We start from the raw sequence: 19,298 nt of genomic DNA on the forward strand, positions 1-19,298 counted from the left end.
AATGTAACTATAGTTGTTACAACTAAGTTTGTCAACCATGCACATCAGTATACGCAAAAAAGCCCCTGATATCATGCCCGTGCAGAACGGATACAATTCAGAGGCTATCTATTAAAGGGATTGCATACTGCTTATTTTAAAACAAGATTGGGAAACCGCAGTACAACTCAGTTCTTAACAATCCTTATCAGGCACACCCGCATCTTCCTTCGTACGGAAAGAAGATCCACAGCCACAAGTGGCTACCGCGTTCGGATTATGGATGGTGAACCCACCCGTCATACCGGACTCTTCAAAATCAATTTCGAGACCATCCAGATACTTCAGGTTTTCCTTCTCAACTACAACCTTCATACTCTGAATATCCATATACAGGTCCTCATCGGACTCTTTATCGTCAAAGCCCATGGCGTACGAAAATCCGGTGCAACCGCCCGGTGCTACGCCAAGACGCAGGAACATACCAGGTGTCTCTTGCTGTGCAAGCATCTCTTTCAATCTGTCAGCAGCCGTTTCGCTGATGTTAATCATGCCAGGTCACTCTCCTTTTTCATATAAAATCATGTTCAAAAAGGGCGCTTTTCAGTACCAAGAAGATGGGATGAAGATAGAAATGGAGTAGCGGAGCGTAGGCAAAACTACGTGAGCAACGGACATTTCGGCTGAATCCCATATTCGACGCTGAGATGCCGCTAGGCATCCTTCGTAATCAAAAGCGGACTTTTTGAACTACCTTTCATTAACTCTTCTTTAAATTATACTCCACCCCGTCAAGGGTCTCAAGTCATGTTTGCCTCTTTCCGCGTTCCCCCTGAACTCCTTTTTCTTCCCAGTGTATTGAACCCCCGCGACACGAGGTTTATAATGAATAGGTGGTCGCACTGAAATGTCGATATTTTGTCATGTCTTATTCAGGTGACGATCATATATAGAGTTGTAATTTTTTTCACATTTCGAGACTGTCCGCAGTCCCCAATGCATATAGAGTCACAAGACTCACTTTAATGAAAAAATTAGCTTTACGTACGCAGCACACGCTGCACCGGGTAAATAAGAGTTAGTCCATATAAGAAGGCGGCAGTTGACCGCATCTTTGCTATGTAGTTCTGTATACAGATCCTACACACAACTCAAATCCGGTTAAGAACAGGAGGAAACAGTATGTCTACATTGGTAACACCGTTCACAGACAAAAGAATGGCTGAAATCGTTGAGAAAGTGCAGAACGGCGTAAGGCTGAACGTAGAAGACGGCGTATATCTGTATGAAACAGATGATCTGCTGACTTTGGGCCAGCTGGCCAATGAGGCCAACTTGCGGAAAAATGGTAAGAAAGTATACTTCATCGAAAACATGAGTCTTTATTTTACGAACGTATGCGAAGCCCACTGCGCTTTTTGTAATTTCCGTAAAGATCAGGGTGAAGAAGGCTCCTATACATTATCCGGTCAGGAAATGATCGATTATGTGGAACAGCATATTCATCCAGGCGTACGTGAGTTCCATATCGTAGGCGGACATAACAACCATGTTCCTTTTCAATATTATGTCGATTCCCTGCGTGCTTTAAACGAGAAATATCCGGATGTTACGCTGAAAGCCTACACGGCAGCCGAGATTGATTTCTTCACCCGGATTAGCGGACTCAGTATCAAGGAAGTTCTGCAGGAGCTGCAAAAAGCAGGTTTGAAAACATTGACTGGTGGCGGCGCTGAGATTCTGTCGGATGAATATCGCAAAAAAATGCGTGTAGACAAAGCGAACGTAGATCGTTATCTTGAGGTGCACCGTACTGCTCATAACCTGGGCATGCGTACCCATACAACGATGCTGTATGGATCGATTGAATCCTATGAGGACCGCGTTAACCACATGGTGCAGATCCGTGAATTGCAAGACGAGACCAACGGATTCATGGTCTTTATCCCACTTTCCATGCAACCAAAAAGTAAAAACGCAAGCATTATGCGTCGTAACTCGGCTTATGAGGATCTCAAAACAATTGCGATCAGCCGTCTGATGCTGGATAACATCGATCATATCAAAGCATACTTCATTAACATCGGTCCACAGCTAGCTCAAGTTGCCCTTGGATTCGGTGCTTCGGATGCACACGGTACGATCGTTCGCGAACGGATTAGTCATGCGGCAGGTGCACTCACACCTGAAGGCCTTACACGTAAAGAGCTCATATGGCTCATTAAGGGTGCAGGACGTATTCCGGTAGAACGTGATACGTTCTACAATGAAATTCAAGTGTACGAATAGGATATAACTCCATTTACAACCAATATTGCACCAGCACCACTCCAGAACGTAGCTTTCATTATAGGGAGACGTTTGAATTCGAGTGGTGCAAACTGCTGATTAATATCTTCAATTTTCAATATCTACTTTTCAATTATTTAAATCATAACAAAAGGAGCAGCTATGTTATTGCATAGCTGCTCCACAGTTTACAGCCCCATTTCAGTGGGACTGATGCAGAAAGGAAGCCGAGTCATGAAAAATTTCGTCATTCTTGGAGGCGGCTATGGCGGCCTCACCATCATCAAGGAACTTCTGGAGGGTAAAATTCCATCCGATACACAAATTATTTTGGTGGACCGCAGCCCCTTTCAGGGATTAAAGACAGAATATTACGCACTCGCAGCAGGAACCGTATCTGATTATGACCTGCGTATCCAATTTCCAGTGAGCGATAAAGTCACTTACCGTTATGGAGAAGTTACTTCGATTGACCTGGAACAGCGTCAGATTGAATTTGAAGGCCAAGACCCGCTCGTGTACGACAAACTTGTCATTGGACTTGGTTGTACAGACCGTTTCCACAACACGCCAGGCGCCGAAGACTACAGCTGTACCATTCAGAGCTTTAGCAAAACACGCGAGACCTACCTGCGCCTTAATGAAGTCAAAGCCTATGGCAATGTGCATATCGTAGGTGGCGGATTAAGTGGTGTCGAGATGGCAGCCGAACTCCGTGAGAGCAGACCCGATCTAAACATCAGCATTCTGGATCGTGGTGAACGTGTATTATCCGCTTTCCCGCAACGTCTATCCGTGTATGTGCATGAATGGTTTAACGAACATCAGGTAGAGACACGCGGGCATATCGCCATTTCACGCGTTGAACCTAATGCTATCTATAACCGGGATGAACAGATTCTAACGGATGCTGTCGTGTGGACTGCAGGCATTCAGCCCGTAAAAGTGGTACAGGATCTGGACGTAACCAAAGACCCTCAAGGACGTGTCGTCCTGAATGAATACTACCAAATCCCGGAATATACCGATGTGTATGTCGTTGGTGACTGTGCCAGTGTACCTTATGCACCTAGCGGTCAAGCTGCAGAAGTACAGGGTGAACAGATCGCCCATATTCAGCATGCCCTCTGGAAAGGCGAAAAGCCCAATCCACATCCACTCAAGCTTCGTGGCACACTGGGTGCACTCGGCAAGAAGTCTGGGTTTGGGCTGATGGGCAAAACGTCCATGATGGGACGTGTACCTCGTATTTTGAAAAGTGGTGTGCTCTGGATGTCCAAGCGTCATCTCGGTTAGTCGAGATCCAGCTCGTCCCAGACATCGGCTTCGGCAATTTTGGCCAGAATGGCGTTATATAGATCTTCAACTTTGTCCGTGATGACAACTTCACCATTCACCAGTGCAAATGGAGTCATAGAACATTGGCCGCAGTTGGTGAGGCAGCCGTATTCAATCACATCATAGTCTGGATTTTCTTCCAGTTGATCCATGACTTCATCTGTGCCAAAATGCATATTATTGGCACAAAATTCAATAATCGGTCTCATATAGGTTCACCTGCTTTGTTTGACCATTTTAATTTGTGGCTATTTGTAATATAATATAGGGGAAAGGAGTTGAAAAAAATGAGCGAAAACGCACAAAGCACCATGTATGATGAAGTAATTGATGTGCTTGACAAACTTCGTCCGTTTCTGCAACGCGATGGCGGTGACGTGGAACTGGTCGACGTGGAAGACGGCATTATTAAGCTGAAACTGGTCGGTGCCTGCGGCAGTTGCCCAAGCTCCACCATTACCTTAAAAGCCGGGATTGAACGTGCCCTTCTCGAAGAAGTTGAGGGTGTACAAGAAGTCGTACAAGTATTCTAATCAATCCTTCACGAAATAAACCTCAAGAGCCTTTCGCTTCGCATGAAGCGGAGGGCTCTTTTTTTGTGTGCATATGCAGAGAGTACATTTCATCTGTCCCTTTTACCAGATTCCACGTACAATCCTTCAATTCACCTTTTAAGTATCCTCGCGCTGTATGGTCGGACGAATCGGATCAAGTCCTCCAGATACATCCATAATGTTGCCTGTTATAAAATCGGAATGATCAAGGCACAGATACGTAATCACTCGTGCAATATCTTCACCGCTGCCTGGGCGCCCTCTTGGCGTTTCCTCGTCGGTGATGCCTGCCATTTCATCAATCGTTTTCTCTTTGTTCGCACCACGAATGTCACCTGGACATACCATGTTAACCGTAATTCCATACGGAGCTTCTTCAACCGCGAGTGTCTTTGTAAAAGAAACCAGACCCACCTTGGCAGCCGCATATACGGCGCGATGAGGCCAGGATCTCGCTTCTCCAGCGTGACTGAAGCCAAAATGGATAATGCGTCCCCATTGTTTGCGTCTCATCTCTGGCAATACACGCTGATCCAGCAACATCGGTCCCAGCAGATTTCCTTGCACAAGCATCTGTACCTCAGCTTCAGAATATTCCGCAAATAATCGTCGTTCACGGACAAATGGACCTGCGTTATTCACCAAAATATCAATGCTGCCCAGGTTGCCTTCCACCTGCTCAACCAATGAAGAGATATCTTCCACCTTGGATATATCAGCCTGGATGGCAATGCATCTCACACCCTTGGCTATAATCTGAGCCTTTAAAGCCTCAGCTTCTGTTCTACTGTGTACATAGTTGAGGGCAATATGGCACCCTTGACCTGCCAGACTGAGGGCCGTCATTTTACCAAGACCTTTGGCACTTCCCGTTATGAGGGCAATCTTTCCCTTCACGTTCATCCCCCTCTTCAAAGAGCAGTCACTATCCAGTATAAAAGATTTGTCGTCCTCCTACAACTCGCTTATCCACAAGGGATTATCCACCTTTAATTCCAAATATATTTTGACTGAGCCAGCACCTGATGAGTACGATTGGATTACTGGACCAGCATCTGTCTCTTTGGACGGTAAGGCCACCCTGGAAGTCCCTGAAAGCCATTCCTATCTGGATAAGCCCAATACCCAACGCTCGATACTTAACAGTGATGGAAAGCCTAATGGGAACGAAATCGGAAGCCTAACCAGCAATAGTGAATTCGGCTCGTGGTATGTTGTGTTCGAGTACGTGAAGACAGGTCATATCCATGATGACGATCAAAATTTAAGTGCCGAAGAGCTGTTAAGCAGTTATATCCGAGGCACAGAAGAAGATAACAGAGAATTTGATCCTGAATATAGAACGTACATAACGGGGTGGGAGATCGAACCGACATATGACAGTACCAAACATCAGTTGGTTTACTCCCTCGGTTTTAAGAATGCTGATCAGCAAGCCATGGTCAATTACAATGTAAAACTCCTGACACGCGAAGGGTACATCACAGCCATTCTGGTTACCGATACGGACAACTTTCAACAGAGCCGCCAGGTATTCGAGGAAACTGTCCTTAATCAACTTAGCATCAATGCAGGATATACCTACGAGGAGTACAATGCTTCGACTGACAAAACATCCACCATAGGGCTCAACAGTCTTCTGATGGGCGGGATCGGGTACACGGCTTCCCAAAAATTCAGTGCTCTTCTTTTGCTCAAAAAAGGATGGGCTTTGATCCTCGTTGTCGTCCTTGGGTTAATCGGTTGGATCAGATACAAAATCAAAAGCTCACACGGAGAAGAAGAGAAACTCTCTCCCTCCGAGAGGACGTACCTGCAAGAAGCCGATGAACAGCAGTATGCTGATCAGAATGAATTATCCTACTACCTCCAATCTGGGCATCCATCCAACGCGGAGAAACAAGATAAGCCCTAACCCTTCCCTTGTTGATCCCCACGTCAGCACAGATTAGGAAACATAAAATAAGCCGTATATCTCTTCAGAAGAGATATACGGCTTAATCTTAATAGCTTCACATCATATCATACATATCGTGAATTATTCAGTTGCAGGTTCAACTGCACCTTTATAACGTTCTTTGATGAATGTTTTTACTTCTTCGGAGTGCAAAGCAGCAGCCAGTTTTTGGATTGCATCTGCATCCTTGTTGTCCTCACGGGAAACGAGGATGTTTGCGTATGGGTTACCTTGCAGATCTTCGATCAGCAAAGCATCATTCGCCGGATTCAGGTTCGCTTCGAGCGCATAGTTAGCGTTGATAAATACCAGATCCGCTTCATCCAATTGACGAGGCATCATGGCTGCATCCAGCTCGATGATATCCAGGTTCTTCGGATTGGCTGTGATATCTTGAATCGTAGATGTAATATTTGTGTTGTCTTTCAGCGTAATGATACCTTCCTTCGCAAGCAACAACAGTGCACGTCCACCATTGGATGGGTCATTTGGAATTGCTACTTTTGCGCCGTCTGCCAATTCATCCAAAGACTTAATCTTTTTGGAGTATCCACCAAAAGGTTCAACATGAACAGGTGTTACAGAAACGAGGTTGAATCCACGTTCTTTATTCTCTGTGTCCAGATATGGTTGGTGCTGGAAGAAGTTTGCATCCAATTTTTTGTCAGCAAGTTGCTGATTGGGTTGAACATAGTCGTTGAATGTAACGACTTGCAGACGGATACCTTGTGCTTCCAGTTCAGGCTTGATGCTTTCCAGAATCTCTGCGTGTGGTGTAGGTGAAGCTCCAACTTTCAATTCAACTGTACGAGGTGCACCTGCTGAATTGTCTGCGCCGCTATCGGCGTCCTTGTTGTTTCCGCAAGCTGCGAGAACCGCAATCAACATAAGACTAAGTAGAGCAAAAGACCATTTTTTCATGTGTAAAACCCCTTCTCTAATCATTTTGTCATGTGGCATCTGCATTAATGCATATCCATCATGTTATCTATGTGTTATTTCCTGGTGAAAAATGTAACCAAGCGATCTCCAGCCATCTGGAGAATTTGCACTAGAATGATCATCGACACTACGGATATGATCATAATTTCATTTTGATAACGGAAGTATCCATAGTTGATTGCCAGTGTTCCCAGACCTCCACCGCCAACCATGCCCGCCATCGCCGTATAGGAGACGAGCGTAACAATGGTGATCGTTATACCAGCAAGCAGTCCAGGCAGTGCCTCAGGCAGTAACACCCGTCTTACAATCTGTCCGGTCGATGCACCCATCGACTGTGCCGCTTCAATGACACCACGATCAACTTCTCGCAACGTCGTCTCCACCAAACGAGCAAAATAAGGAGCTGCTGAAATCACCAAAGGAGGTATAACGCCGAGCACCCCCGTAGCTGTTCCGACGAGTATACGAGTGAATGGAATAAGAGCAACAATCAATATGATAAATGGGACTGAGCGCAAAATATTCACAATCAGGGATAGTATAGTGTACACTGCCCGTGACTTAATCGAAGCAGATCGGGCTGTCATGAACAGCAGTACTCCGAGCGGTAAACCTAAGATAACGGTAAACAAGCCTGATACACCCAAAATTTGCAGTGTCTCTATGGAAGCTTTACCAACCTCTTCCCAACGTACGGTTGAAAAATCCATCTAACGAAGCACCTCCACATCAAGTCCCTCAGCGGTTAATTCTGATATCGTCCGATCAATCGCATTTGAATCACCCTCGAACCGAACGGTCAGCTGCCCATAAGGAACCTGTTTGATCGTAGAGATTGTACCTTGCAGGATGGCAAAATCCACGCCTGTTTTACGTACCGTTCTAGACAAAATCGCTTCATACGTTTTGTTACCCAGAAAGGATATCTTCACAAGTTTGGAAGCAGCACCTGCCTGCAATTCAACGCCTGCATTTGCCAGAGCGGTCTCTTCCAGAGCAAGTCCAGCTTCATGGTCACGCATCATGAAGTCCCGCGTAATCGCATGCTGCGGCTTCAGGAACACGTCTGTAACAGGTCCTTGTTCCACAATGCCACCTTGATGAATGACAGCCACCTTGTCACAGATGTTCTGAATGACATGCATCTCATGTGTGATCAGCACAATCGTAAGGTTGTACTTTTCATTAATGTCGAGTAATAACTTAAGGATTGAATTTGTCGTCTGCGGATCAAGTGCCGAAGTAGCCTCATCACAGAGAAGAACATTTGGGTCACTTGCAAGTGCTCTCGCAATCCCTACACGTTGTTTTTGGCCACCCGATAATTGAGCCGGATATTTGCTGCTATGGTGCTCCAGACCAACCAGTGCGAGCATTTCCTTCACTTTGCGATCAATGGCTTCCTTGGGTGTATTCACAAGTTTTAGTGGAAAAGCTACATTGTCATATACCGTTGCCGAGGATAACAGATTAAAGTGTTGAAAAATCATTCCGATCTTGCGTCTCTGTTGCTGCAATTCGGTTTTGCTCAGTTCAGTCAGGTTAATTCCGTCAACCCATACCTCACCCTCCGTAGGCCGTTCCAGCAAATTAATACAGCGAATCAATGTGCTTTTGCCCGCTCCGGAATGGCCAATCACTCCGTAGATTTCGCCCTTTTGGATGCTCAAATTCAACTCGGATAACGCTGTTGTAGATTTTGTTCCTTTGCCGTACGTTTTCGTTAAACCTTTTAATTCAATCAATCGCACTTGCCCCTTTCCAACCACCTACATGTATCTTTACCCGATCTAAAGGAAAACTCCCCCTAAAGTACAAAAAAAGAGCCCTTTGCAGATACAAAGAGGGCTCTTCACGTGAAAGAATATACCTTCTCATCTGCCAAAATCGTGTCTTGCACCATTTTGTAGGAATTAGCACCTAACATCTATAACGAATGATACATGTATCATGTCATTACAAATCGGTTGCCGGGCTTCATCGGGCCTGTCCCTCCGCCGCTCTCGATAAGAAATATGTTGTTGTAGGATTTTATAAGTTCATGTAGTTTATGCTTTATAATGTGAACGTAACTTCCGAAATATCAGTTATATCCATGTAACATTCGATTGAAACTCAGTATATTCCAAGTATTCCGATTTGTCAAAGGGAATTATTTCTTTTCCATATTTTATTGATATAACTATAAGAGGCTGTTAATGTTTCACAGACCATATCCACGCCCTGACGCATTTCCTGCACATGCTGATTCAGATCCTCCAATTTCACTTTACCTTGCAAGGTCTGGTGTAACTGCCACAGGTCATCGTGCATTTCTGAGTTCATGTAGTGAATTTCCATATTACGTCGCTTGCGCAGCTTGCTCATCGGTTCACGATAAGAGTCCTTGATCTGTATTAATTGCAATGCAAGATCATGATGCTCCCTTGCATAGTCGAACTGCCTTAACACAGTAAAATAAGAAAAATGCGCTTTGGTATTGGAAGTATTCAGCTGGAATATTTCATTTAATACTGTGCCGACTTTATCCAGAATGGCAAAGCAGCGGATAAAGCCATCTTTGTAGAAATACACATAACGTGCATACTCGGCTTTTTCAGTCGGCGTCATATCATCCGTTGAACCTGCAACGACCTTTTTACGAAAATGAGCAGCAGCGAAACAGCTTTGCTCCAGTTCATCCAGTGAGGAGATGAGTCCCTGAGTCCACACATACAGTTTCCGATAGTCATGCGTGGGATCATGGTCCACATGCATTTGTCGTTGAAATAGCTCAAGCGTATGCGCCATTGCGTCCATCGCTGCTTTCAATTTACCTTCGTTTATACGTGGCTTTTCCCCCAACAACGTTCGCAGCATATCTAACCTCCTCTTTTCCAAATCAACAAGAATTCATCACCGTAAACGAAGCATCATTCATTCCGTGTAATTGCTGCTTGCCATAGGTTGCCCTGATCCCTCTGACATCAAACAAAGTCCACCTGTCCAATGATGTACATCACTGGATGGTGGACTTTCATATTTAAAAACGATTAGCCGGGAGATGTAGCTTGTACACCAGGAAACTCATATACGTTAAGACTCCGAACAATATGGCGATATCCAGCATATGAGCAAGAGCTACGAACATGTATACTTCCGGACGGTTCATTGTCACCATCATGAAAATACCAATGACTACTTGCATCAGAATAAGAACAACGGATACCACACCCAGAGTACGCATTTCCTTGTTGTCCGGATGATTACGGTAAGCGAAGTGACCCAGGATCGCGATAACAATCACGAGCGACGCAGCTGCTGCACGGTGAGCAAAAGCAACCGCTACCCCACCCGAAAGCTCAGGAATAATCTGACCGTTACAAAGCGGAAATCCAGAACATCCGCCGGCAGAATCCGTGTGACTCACAAATGCACCTGTGTATACCACGAGATATGTGTAAATGGTGGAGAACCAGACCAGATTCCTGAATTTTTTGCTAACCCGAGGGTATTTATTCAGGCGCTCCAATCCGCCATCTTTTGCCTCCTGCCTTATGCCCAGCGCCATCATTAGAGAACTGGCAAAAGCAATCAGTGCAAAACCAAAATGCAGTGCCATGACTGCTGAAGATTGGGAGAAGACAACGGCAAAAGCCCCCATGATTCCCTGGACGATAACAAATACCAGAGTTAAGAAAGAAAACAATTGCAGGTCACGGCGTGACTTGCCAAACCGCAGAAAAGCAACAAACGAGGCAATGGACAACAGTCCAGCCAGTGCACTTACAGCGCGATGGGAATATTCAATGAGTGAAGCCACAGTATGTGCGGGAACGAGTTTTCCGTTACATAAAGGCCATTCTGTTCCGCAGCCAAGGCCCGATTCCGTTTTGGTTACGATGCCTCCACCAAAAGTGGCCAGAAACATGACAAGACAGGTTAATACGGTTAACCATTTAAACAAAGTTAAGTGTTTCAATTTTTTCTCACCCGCTGTTGGTTTAAGATGGCGAAGAATTATTCTCCGCTTGTTTCGGTACTTTGACACTTATTTCACAACTAAATTCATTATACCGGATAAAATGTTCATTGACGTCGCGCTTTGTGACAAAATGTTAACGTCTGGTGAAATAATGACCCGCAGGTCATTGGGGATATGTACAGAAACGTTTCTTACATAGACGTGTCGAACACACAAACGCCATTTCCCTATTTCAAGAGAAATGGCGTTCTTTTTATTATACCCTTTTACAACATGAACCTGTCATACTTTTATTATCATTTATGGATCGTGTTGTACACCTCAACTGCGCGATCCAGGAACTGCTCAATCTCTTCTCTCGACTTGCGCAGCTTGTTCACATACCGTACGAGTTCGCGGCCATCTGTATACGCCACAAAGCTTGGAATGCCAAGAATATTCTGCTCTTCACTAACAGTTCCAACCTGATCCACGTCGACCTCAATTAAGGTCAGTTCACGTGCATATTTCTCTTCAACCTCAGGCATAAACGGATCGATGTATTTGCAGTCACCACACCAGTCTGCCTTGAATACGGCAATCGTCAAACGTGGGGATTGGATGGCTACATCAAAAGCCGGTTTGGAAGTAATCTGTTCCATTCGGTTCATCTCCCTTTCTGTACCTTGTCTTACCCTAAGTGAAGCAAATTGGCGAGTGGAAGTCAAATAATCAGCGCATACTTAGAATAAACCACATAGTCTGTGAAATTAAACCCAGAACATCATGAAAGGATGTCACATCATGACTTCCACCAGAACCGATTCTTCCAGCGAACAACATCACGGGTCCCTCCTGCAGATGGTCCGTTCCATTCCGGGTGCTGCCCGGGAAATCTGGCGTGGCAAACAGGCTGCATGGCAAGCTTCTGCACAGCTTCGTCACCCTTTGCGTGATATCGAGTGGAATACCGATACGGCAGCTGCCTTACAGTCTGAGGTGGAGCGTTTGTTACCTGCCAGCAACAAATCTTTTGCACGCACGGACCAGGTTCAAAGCGCACTCGTCTGCGAAGAAGATTGCATCATTCTGGAAGAGATTAAGACACTGACTCAAGAGCACAATCGGAGTAATATCACTCGCACGGCAGCCTATCTGGAATGTTATGAACAATATCCCGAACTGCATTGGGCACTGCTTGCCCATATGGTCTCTCGCAACGGCGGATATCACATGACAGATCTTCAGAGTGACTTAATGCATAATCTACAGAATCAAAGCGATCGCGAGCATATGTATCGGCTGCTGGAGCGGTGCAATGCACTCATTTTCCAGGATGCATATCCACAGCTTCTGCTGTATATGAACAGTCGCCGGATCGGACGTAGCTGTTTCCATCTCTTGTCGCACTTTCACGTATCGGCGTTTATGACGCCGTTTTGGGAACGCTTTTGGCTGGAACGATGCAGTTCACTGCTAAGTGTGGCATTAATTATTAATGAGCAGAACTATATCGAGAGCCGGGTGGTGCAGCATCCTTATTTTCAAAAAGAAGTACTTTCCAAACCCGCATTCCATCTGCATAATCTGGCCGGTCTGAATCATATCGTCTTTCCTCTTGGACAGGGAGCAGGACTCGCAGGACGCGTCATTGAACATTTTGGCAAACTGGATGAGCGAATCATGTTTGGTAAAGGCCTATATGCACTATTGTTTGGCGTGGAGAAAGTACACACACAAGTGTTGGAGTTCGCACGCTTGGTTTCCCATCGTGGCTCGCGCGCTGAATATTGGCCTGATCTGTTTACCAATCGTGAAGACGAGGCGGGTGAACATACACTTTATGCTCAGGAGCTAATGGATGAAGAATGGCTTCCAGAAGGGCAACGATTATACAGTCCGGAACTGCTCTCCGTATGGGGGGACACGCCTTATGAACCGATTACCAGACAGGACTGGCTTCAGACTCGGGATTGTCTCGGTTATTTGACGGCACCGCGTCGCCCATGGCTGTTTGAGATGAGTCACGAACACCGGTATGGCATGCTGAAAACAGCACTGGCTCATGATGCTAAAGCTATCACACACTAATGCTGAAGACTATATAGAGCAGGCAAAGACGGATGATGTGATATCCCGATGTACCGCTAATCCTCGCTTGCTGGCCTAATGTCTAGTTCAGTCGCTCAGCATTCCCTAACTATACAAAAAGCCCTGTCCGCTTAACAGCAGACAGAGCTTGTATCCTATTTTCACAAAATATTGGAGCATAAATGATGCTCCTTGCATTTTTAACCTCTTTGCCCAGCTCCACGTTGAAGACGCATAAGTGGACGAAGAATTTTTTGCAGGATACGGGGGTAACTGCCCAGCTCGTCCTTGCGCAGTACACGCAGCACAACCATGAGAACCAGATACACCACCACAACAAGCACACCAACCACAAGGCAGGTAAACAAGAAGGATACACGCGCTGGCAGGAACAGTCCAAAAATCGTATTCCCAATCCAGTTCGTTGCAAACCCTACACCTGCTGCAAGCAAGACCGTAATGATAAATCCTTTCCAACGATCTCCCATGATGGAGAAATCAACGATTTTGCGAAGGACCCGCAGATTCAGGTACGTGATGACCAAGAAGCAGAGGGCCGTTGCAATAATGATGCCGTAAATGCCGAAGATCGGCGCCAGAATCAGACTTGCGATCAGTTTGATCACAACACCTGCTGCGACACTGATCATCGTAATCCGCGGTTTCCCTACCCCGAGTAAAATGGAATTGGTGGTCATCATCGTAATCTGGAAAATGGTACCGAATGTTAGCAAGGCAATGATCGGTGTTCCATCCAGATTGGTAAACAGCAATCCGTTAACCGAATATGCTGCCGCACAAAGTGCAATGACAATCGGCATACCAGTCAGAATCGAAATGCGCAAGGCAAGTGTAACCTGACTCTTCAGATGCGCTTCATCCTTGCGTGCAAATGCTGCTGAAATGACAGGCACCAACGATTGACTCAAAGCGATAGCCAGAATCGGAGGAATCCCCGCAATACTTTGGGCCTTCGCCCCGAGGATCGCAAGTACACCAGTCGCTTCTTCGAGTCCGATCTGGCCACTAAGCAGTGGTACCACAAGGGATGAATCGATGAAGTTAATGGCTGGAACTGCAAGTGAGGACAGCACAATTGGAATAGACAGCTTGAAGATATCACTGTAGATACCTCGCATCGGCAACTGCTCTGCACGCTCGTAATTCAATTGGGCCGCACGGTCGCTACGACGTAGCTTCAAGGTGAAGTACAGCATGACACCGAAGGCACCCACACTTCCTAATACCCCACCAAATGAAGCACCCGCAGCAATCGTCTGGTCATCATAATTCCATTGCAGCATGACATAAGCCACGATAATGGCTGTACCTACACGGGCGAACTGTTCCACGATCTGTGAAATACCGCCTGCTGTCATGTTGCCGCGTCCCTGGAAATATCCACGCATCATCGCAATAGCCGGGAAAAGTAGTAACGCTGGAGCCAAGGCGCGAATGGCGCTGACTGACTCCGGTACTTTGGACACATACGTAGCATAATAAGGTGCCGCGAACCACAACAAAGCAGACATGACTACCCCAGCCACAGCGGCAAAGATCAGGGCTGCACGGTAGATCTGTTGGGCTTCACTCGCGCGTCCGAGCGCATAACGTTCCGATACCATCTTACTAAGTGTACTCGGTATGCCCGCCGTTGCTACAGTTAACAGCATTAAATATACCGTATTGGAGATGGTAAACGATGCGTTACCGATATCGCCGAGGATATGCTCCAGCGGCACCCGTTGAACCAATCCGAGTACTCTTGCGATAAGCGCAGCGGCCGCCAAAATGAGCGTACCCCTAATGAATGTTTCTTTCTTAGACAAACGAATTCCCCTTCTTTCCTCCACACCGGACGTGCATCCCGTTGAAGCTAATCCTGAACGTTTAGGCGAATCTTACCACCCAGATAATAAAGAGAACAATCATGACGATTTGCAAAATAATTTTCATCACAGTACTCGTAAATAGCCCCACGACGGAACCAAATCCAACTTTCGACGCTTTGGAAGGTGAAGACCCTCCGATCAGTTCCCCGATAAATGCACCGATAAATGGTCCCAGCACCAGTCCGAATGCCGGAATGACAAATGGACCAATGATAACACCAATGGTACTCAGCGTGGTCGATAACTTGGAGCCACCGAACTTCTTCACACCCCATGCGCTGACGACATAATCAGCCACAAACAACACAACAACAATCAGAATCTGAATGATCCAGAACCACACACCAAACGGATCAAAGCTGAAGAACCAGCCGTAGACCAGAAACGCGAAGAAAATCGCTACAGCACCAGGCAGTATAGGATATACCGTTCCAGCCATCCCCACTGCAAACAGCAGTACAATTAAAATCCAGGCAACGGTTGCGAGCAAAGGTTACTCCCCCTTCAAAATATGTTCACGGATCACTTCGACGATGCCGTCTTCATTGTTACTCGCTACGATCAGATCAGCTGCTTCCTTCACCTGCTCTTGCGCATTGCCCATAGCCACACCAAGACCCACGGCCTCAATGACAGCCAGATCATTCAAACTGTCTCCGACAGCAACAACTTCGGACATCTCGATGCCCAGCAGCTTGCAGACTTCGGCTACACCACTGGCTTTGGATACGCCAGCAGGGTTGATCTCAATATTAACGGGTGAGGAGTTGGTCATTTGCAGACCGCCCATTTGTTGCAGTTCCATCATGATCTGGTGACGCACTTCATCCACTTCCGTATTGAAGCCGAATTTCAACCATTCCAGACCTTCAATGTTGTCCGTCCAGCGGTCCCGATTGAACAGTTCTTCCACGGAGTATGCCCAGTACCAGCTATTATATTTTTCACCGATTTCCTGCATTCTGCGAATCAATGCCGGGTCCATCAGATGACGCATATGCAGGTCATGCGGGGCTTTCCAGACCTCACTACCATTAACAGTAACCATCGGTGTCTCCAGCCCAAGCTGGACCGCATAAGGCATGGCGTGGAATACCGCTCTTCCCGTAGAAAGGCACACATGTACACCCCGACGAATGGCAATTTGAATCCACTTGGCGGTCTCCTGTGTAATTTCATGATTATCGTTAAGTAATGTTCCATCCATATCCAATGCAAGCAATTTGTATTTCAGTTCACTCATACAGTAGTTCCTCCTAGGTTGTCTCTCTCCAAGTTGAACTCATGGATATCCATTCAGGCACTACGCGGGCCCTCTCCGTACCACAATGGTTCTCCAGTTCAACTTAAAGGTTCTCTTTATCTATTTTAAACATTCTTTCACAACAAGATCGCCCGGCACCCGTAACAACGGACGCTCCGGACGTCACAGCTAACGACATTTTACCACAGATCATCTGTATGCAACAAAATAACCCGTAATCAGCAGGATGACGCTACATAATCAATTTATATTGCATATGTTATATCCGGTTGCCCTTGTCAAAGTAATACGACCAGACACGCAAAAAACCGCCTGCGATGCAGACGGCTTCTTATAATTTTATTTATTCACCTGTTATCACTTAAACTTCCATTACCTTGCCGCGAATTTGCGACGAGCGTAACGGAATACGATGCCATGTTTCGGTGACAGCAGCAGTGTAAGAACAAACAGAATTCCAGCAACAGCTACCATACAGCCCGCAATGGAAGCATCCAGGGCGTATGCCATGATGTAACCTCCAACCGAGGATGCTGCTCCGATTAGGACGGCATACAGAATCATTTTGCCCAGACGATCAGTGAGAAGGTAAGCCGCCGCCGCAGGTACAATCAGCATGCCCACAACGAGAATCGAACCAACACTTTCAAATGAAGCTACGGACGTCATCGAAACGAGTCCCATGAGCAGATAGTGGAACAGCACTACTGGAATGCCGCAGGCCGCAGCCAGCGCCGGATCGAAGGCACATAACTTGAACTGTTTGTAGAACAGCCCAATAACGACGAGGATGACTAGCAAAGTGATACCCAGCATCCAGACCGCCCTCGGCCCGACATCCGTACCTCCAAGGGTTAGCGTATCCCACTGAACATAAGCGATCTCACCGAACAAAACACAATCCAGATCCAGATCAATATGCTGGGCGTTCAGACTAATCAGAATGACACCTACTGCGAAGAGTGCTGTGAACACAATTCCGATCGAGGCATCAGACGACAGTCCACCCGCCTGCAAACTCTGTATGAAGAACACCGTCAGTAGTCCAAACACCGTTGCACCAAGTAGCATCCACAATGAATCTCTGGAACCACTCCACAGGAAAGCAATCGCAATACCGGGGAGAACTGCATGGCTGATCGCATCACCGACCAGAGCCATTCGCCGCAGAATCAGAAAACAACCGAGGATGGCGCAGGCGGAAGAAACCAATACGGCCGTTAAGATAATCCAAAACGTTGCCATTACATCTCCCCCCGTTCCTGCTGATTTCGCTGTGTGGCGAGAGTCTGGAGTGTAGCCCGCTCTTCACGCATATACGCCGATTTTGCCTGAATACTACGCAAACGTCGAGCTAATAATCCACGACGCGGAGCCAGCAAGGCTGACCCGGCAAACAACACCGTAGCCGCAAGAACGGTTACAGGTCCTGTCGGCAGATTAGGTACAAGCGTACTGAAGATCGTGCCTGTTGCACCACTCAATGCACCAAATATGCCTGCCAATACCACCATCAGTGCAAGTGAGTCGGTCCAGCACCGTGCCGCTGCTGCTGGAGTTACCAGCAAGGCTGCAACAAGCACCACACCAACGGCCTGAATTCCTGCAACCACCGCGATCACTGTCAAGAGCAGAATGAGCTGCTCTAACATGGCAACTGGCAGACCCATACCACGTGCAAATCCCGGGTCAAAACTCACCAGTTTGAATTCCTTGAACCAGGCAAGACAGGCAATCAGTAATACTAAACATACGCCACCCATGACATACACATCCGTCATGACCATGGATGCCGCCTGCCCAAACAAATATTTATCGAGTCCGCTTTGACTTCCGCTCGCCCCATGCTGGATGCGCGTCAGCATCACTACACCAACCCCGAAAAAGACGGTCAGCACAATTCCCATCGCCGCATCCTGCTTGATCCGGGAGTAGCGTGTAATCCACGAGATTCCGAAGGTAGCGACAATGCCAGCCACCAGAGCACCGAACAGAAACAAGCCTACGGACTTCGTTTCCGTCAACATAAATGCAATACAGATCCCAGGCAGAGCAGCATGAGCAAGGGTGTCCCCCATCAGGCTCTGTTTACGAAGAAAGGTGAAGGAGCCAATAATCCCGCTACTGAATCCTAACAACAGACAGCCAAGCAATATCCAACGTGTATTGGGGTCAGATAAGATGGCAACGATCCAGTTCCACATGCACTACACCTGGCCTTTCTCCGTCCGGCTTCCGATCATCGCAATCCGGCCTCCGTACGTCTCTTGCAGTGTATCCGGTACAAATACTTCACTTGTCGGTCCACCTGCCACCAGTCGTCCATTGAGTAGCAGCACATGGTCGAAGTATTCCTCGACTGTCGCCAGATCATGGTGAACGACCAGTACCGTCTTGCCTTGTTTCTTCAACTGTTCCAAAAGCGAAATGATCGCTTTCTCTGTGGTGGCATCCACACCTGCAAACGGCTCATCCATGAAATACAGATCTGCGTCTTGCACGAGTGCCCGCGCCAGAAAGACACGTTGCTGCTGTCCACCGGACAGCTGACTGATCTGGCGGTACATGTAATCACCCATGCCGACTTGCTCCAGGCAGTGTGCCGCCAGGTCTCGCTCCTTTTTCCCCGGACGACGGAACCAGCCTAGATGACCATACCGTCCCATCATCACTACATCGAGTGCATGCGTTGGAAAATCCCAGTCCACCGATTCCCGTTGGGGCACATAACCGATGCGGCGACGTTGTTCCCTGTACGATTGTCCGAAGATCCGTACCTCTCCATGCATCTTCGGTACTAGTCCCAGAACGGCTTTGATCAGGGTCGATTTCCCTGCACCATTCGGTCCGAGTATTCCGATGAGTTGTCCTTCAGGGATGTCGAAGGATACGCTGCTAAGCACCGGCTTTTTGTGATACGCAACAGCCAGATCCCTCACACTAAGAGGAGCCGATGTTGGCTGCGTTCCCTGCAAGTGACTGTTGTTCAGTTTCGTAGGAGTTTGTTTCAATAAAGTTGTATCTTCCATAATCCTGTACTCCTCTC

20 protein-coding genes and 1 riboswitch are annotated in these 19,298 nt (G+C 46.9%); of the genes, 5 read left to right on the forward strand and 15 right to left on the reverse strand.

Annotated features, from left to right (window positions below):
• Positions 1-174 precede the first annotated feature (174 nt).
• Positions 175-531, reverse strand: a complete 357-nt coding sequence (locus MHH25_RS25160; RefSeq protein WP_036605753.1) for an iron-sulfur cluster assembly accessory protein — start codon at positions 529-531, stop codon at positions 175-177.
• A gap of 630 nt (positions 532-1,161) precedes the next feature.
• Between MHH25_RS25160 and mqnE the strand changes: the two genes are divergently transcribed.
• Both mqnE and MHH25_RS25170 read left to right on the forward strand, forming a co-directional pair.
• Entirely contained in the window at positions 1,162-2,268 is a 1,107-nt protein-coding gene (gene mqnE, locus MHH25_RS25165; RefSeq protein WP_047841294.1) for an aminofutalosine synthase MqnE, read from the forward strand.
• Between the two features lie 234 nt (positions 2,269-2,502).
• Positions 2,503-3,564 (forward strand): NAD(P)/FAD-dependent oxidoreductase, encoded by a 1,062-nt coding sequence (locus tag MHH25_RS25170; RefSeq protein ID WP_036673332.1) that lies wholly within the window; start codon positions 2,503-2,505, stop codon positions 3,562-3,564.
• On the opposite strand, the gene MHH25_RS25175 is transcribed toward MHH25_RS25170, so the two are convergent.
• Positions 3,561-3,815 (reverse strand): YuzB family protein, encoded by a 255-nt coding sequence (locus MHH25_RS25175; protein WP_036605750.1) that lies wholly within the window; start codon positions 3,813-3,815, stop codon positions 3,561-3,563. The two genes, MHH25_RS25170 and MHH25_RS25175, sit on opposite strands and share 4 nt — an antisense overlap.
• 78 nt (positions 3,816-3,893) lie before the next feature.
• On the opposite strand from MHH25_RS25175, the gene MHH25_RS25180 reads away from it, so the two are divergent.
• Positions 3,894-4,139, forward strand: a complete 246-nt coding sequence (locus tag MHH25_RS25180; protein ID WP_017692412.1) for a NifU family protein — start codon at positions 3,894-3,896, stop codon at positions 4,137-4,139.
• Positions 4,140-4,277: 138 nt separating this feature from the next.
• Here MHH25_RS25180 and MHH25_RS25185 read toward each other — a convergent pair whose 3' ends face one another.
• Entirely contained in the window at positions 4,278-5,057 is a 780-nt protein-coding gene (locus MHH25_RS25185) for an SDR family oxidoreductase (RefSeq protein ID WP_340018465.1), read from the reverse strand.
• A 46-nt stretch (positions 5,058-5,103) separates the two neighbouring features.
• Between MHH25_RS25185 and MHH25_RS25190 the strand changes: the two genes are divergently transcribed.
• On the forward strand, positions 5,104-6,075 hold the full coding sequence (locus MHH25_RS25190) for a DUF2167 domain-containing protein (protein ID WP_340018466.1): 972 nt from the start codon (positions 5,104-5,106) through the stop codon (positions 6,073-6,075).
• Positions 6,076-6,198: 123 nt separating this feature from the next.
• On the opposite strand, the gene MHH25_RS25195 is transcribed toward MHH25_RS25190, so the two are convergent.
• From MHH25_RS25195 to MHH25_RS25220, 6 genes are all read right to left on the reverse strand, one after another.
• Positions 6,199-7,038 carry a MetQ/NlpA family ABC transporter substrate-binding protein gene (locus MHH25_RS25195; protein WP_036605748.1) on the reverse strand — a complete coding sequence of 280 codons (840 nt, stop codon included), beginning with the start codon at positions 7,036-7,038 and terminating at the stop codon, positions 6,199-6,201.
• A 74-nt stretch (positions 7,039-7,112) separates the two neighbouring features.
• The gene (locus MHH25_RS25200; protein WP_036673326.1) at positions 7,113-7,772 is read right to left on the reverse strand and encodes a methionine ABC transporter permease; all 660 of its coding nucleotides are present in this window, start codon (positions 7,770-7,772) and stop codon (positions 7,113-7,115) included.
• Entirely contained in the window at positions 7,773-8,807 is a 1,035-nt protein-coding gene (locus tag MHH25_RS25205; protein ID WP_101314217.1) for a methionine ABC transporter ATP-binding protein, read from the reverse strand.
• A 126-nt stretch (positions 8,808-8,933) separates the two neighbouring features.
• Positions 8,934-9,075, reverse strand: a riboswitch (SAM riboswitch).
• 129 nt (positions 9,076-9,204) lie between these two features.
• Entirely contained in the window at positions 9,205-9,921 is a 717-nt protein-coding gene (locus MHH25_RS25210) for a Cthe_2314 family HEPN domain-containing protein (RefSeq protein ID WP_017692405.1), read from the reverse strand.
• Between the two features lie 163 nt (positions 9,922-10,084).
• Positions 10,085-11,023 (reverse strand): heme A synthase, encoded by a 939-nt coding sequence (locus tag MHH25_RS25215; protein WP_340018467.1) that lies wholly within the window; start codon positions 11,021-11,023, stop codon positions 10,085-10,087.
• 299 nt (positions 11,024-11,322) lie between these two features.
• On the reverse strand, positions 11,323-11,667 hold the full coding sequence (locus MHH25_RS25220; RefSeq protein WP_017692403.1) for a thioredoxin family protein: 345 nt from the start codon (positions 11,665-11,667) through the stop codon (positions 11,323-11,325).
• Between the two features lie 142 nt (positions 11,668-11,809).
• On the opposite strand from MHH25_RS25220, the gene MHH25_RS25225 reads away from it, so the two are divergent.
• Positions 11,810-13,096 carry a DUF2515 family protein gene (locus MHH25_RS25225; RefSeq protein ID WP_340018468.1) on the forward strand — a complete coding sequence of 429 codons (1,287 nt, stop codon included), beginning with the start codon at positions 11,810-11,812 and terminating at the stop codon, positions 13,094-13,096.
• Between the two features lie 200 nt (positions 13,097-13,296).
• Here MHH25_RS25225 and MHH25_RS25230 read toward each other — a convergent pair whose 3' ends face one another.
• From MHH25_RS25230 to MHH25_RS25255, 6 genes are all read right to left on the reverse strand, one after another.
• On the reverse strand, positions 13,297-14,925 hold the full coding sequence (locus MHH25_RS25230; protein WP_076319823.1) for a polysaccharide biosynthesis protein: 1,629 nt from the start codon (positions 14,923-14,925) through the stop codon (positions 13,297-13,299).
• A 61-nt stretch (positions 14,926-14,986) separates the two neighbouring features.
• The gene (locus tag MHH25_RS25235; RefSeq protein WP_047841365.1) at positions 14,987-15,427 is read right to left on the reverse strand and encodes a DUF456 domain-containing protein; all 441 of its coding nucleotides are present in this window, start codon (positions 15,425-15,427) and stop codon (positions 14,987-14,989) included.
• Positions 15,428-15,481: 54 nt separating this feature from the next.
• Entirely contained in the window at positions 15,482-16,231 is a 750-nt protein-coding gene (locus MHH25_RS25240; RefSeq protein ID WP_036605740.1) for a Cof-type HAD-IIB family hydrolase, read from the reverse strand.
• Positions 16,232-16,624: 393 nt separating this feature from the next.
• Positions 16,625-17,497 carry a metal ABC transporter permease gene (locus MHH25_RS25245; protein WP_340018469.1) on the reverse strand — a complete coding sequence of 291 codons (873 nt, stop codon included), beginning with the start codon at positions 17,495-17,497 and terminating at the stop codon, positions 16,625-16,627.
• The gene (locus tag MHH25_RS25250) at positions 17,497-18,456 is read right to left on the reverse strand and encodes a metal ABC transporter permease (RefSeq protein WP_017692397.1); all 960 of its coding nucleotides are present in this window, start codon (positions 18,454-18,456) and stop codon (positions 17,497-17,499) included. Before MHH25_RS25250 ends, MHH25_RS25245 begins: the two co-directional genes overlap by 1 nt.
• 3 nt (positions 18,457-18,459) lie before the next feature.
• Positions 18,460-19,281 carry a metal ABC transporter ATP-binding protein gene (locus MHH25_RS25255; RefSeq protein WP_235193917.1) on the reverse strand — a complete coding sequence of 274 codons (822 nt, stop codon included), beginning with the start codon at positions 19,279-19,281 and terminating at the stop codon, positions 18,460-18,462.
• Between the last annotated feature and the right edge of the window lie 17 nt (positions 19,282-19,298).

Source organism: Paenibacillus sp. FSL H3-0457, from assembly GCF_037981725.1.
Classification (GTDB): Bacteria; Bacillota; Bacilli; order Paenibacillales; family Paenibacillaceae; genus Paenibacillus; species Paenibacillus amylolyticus.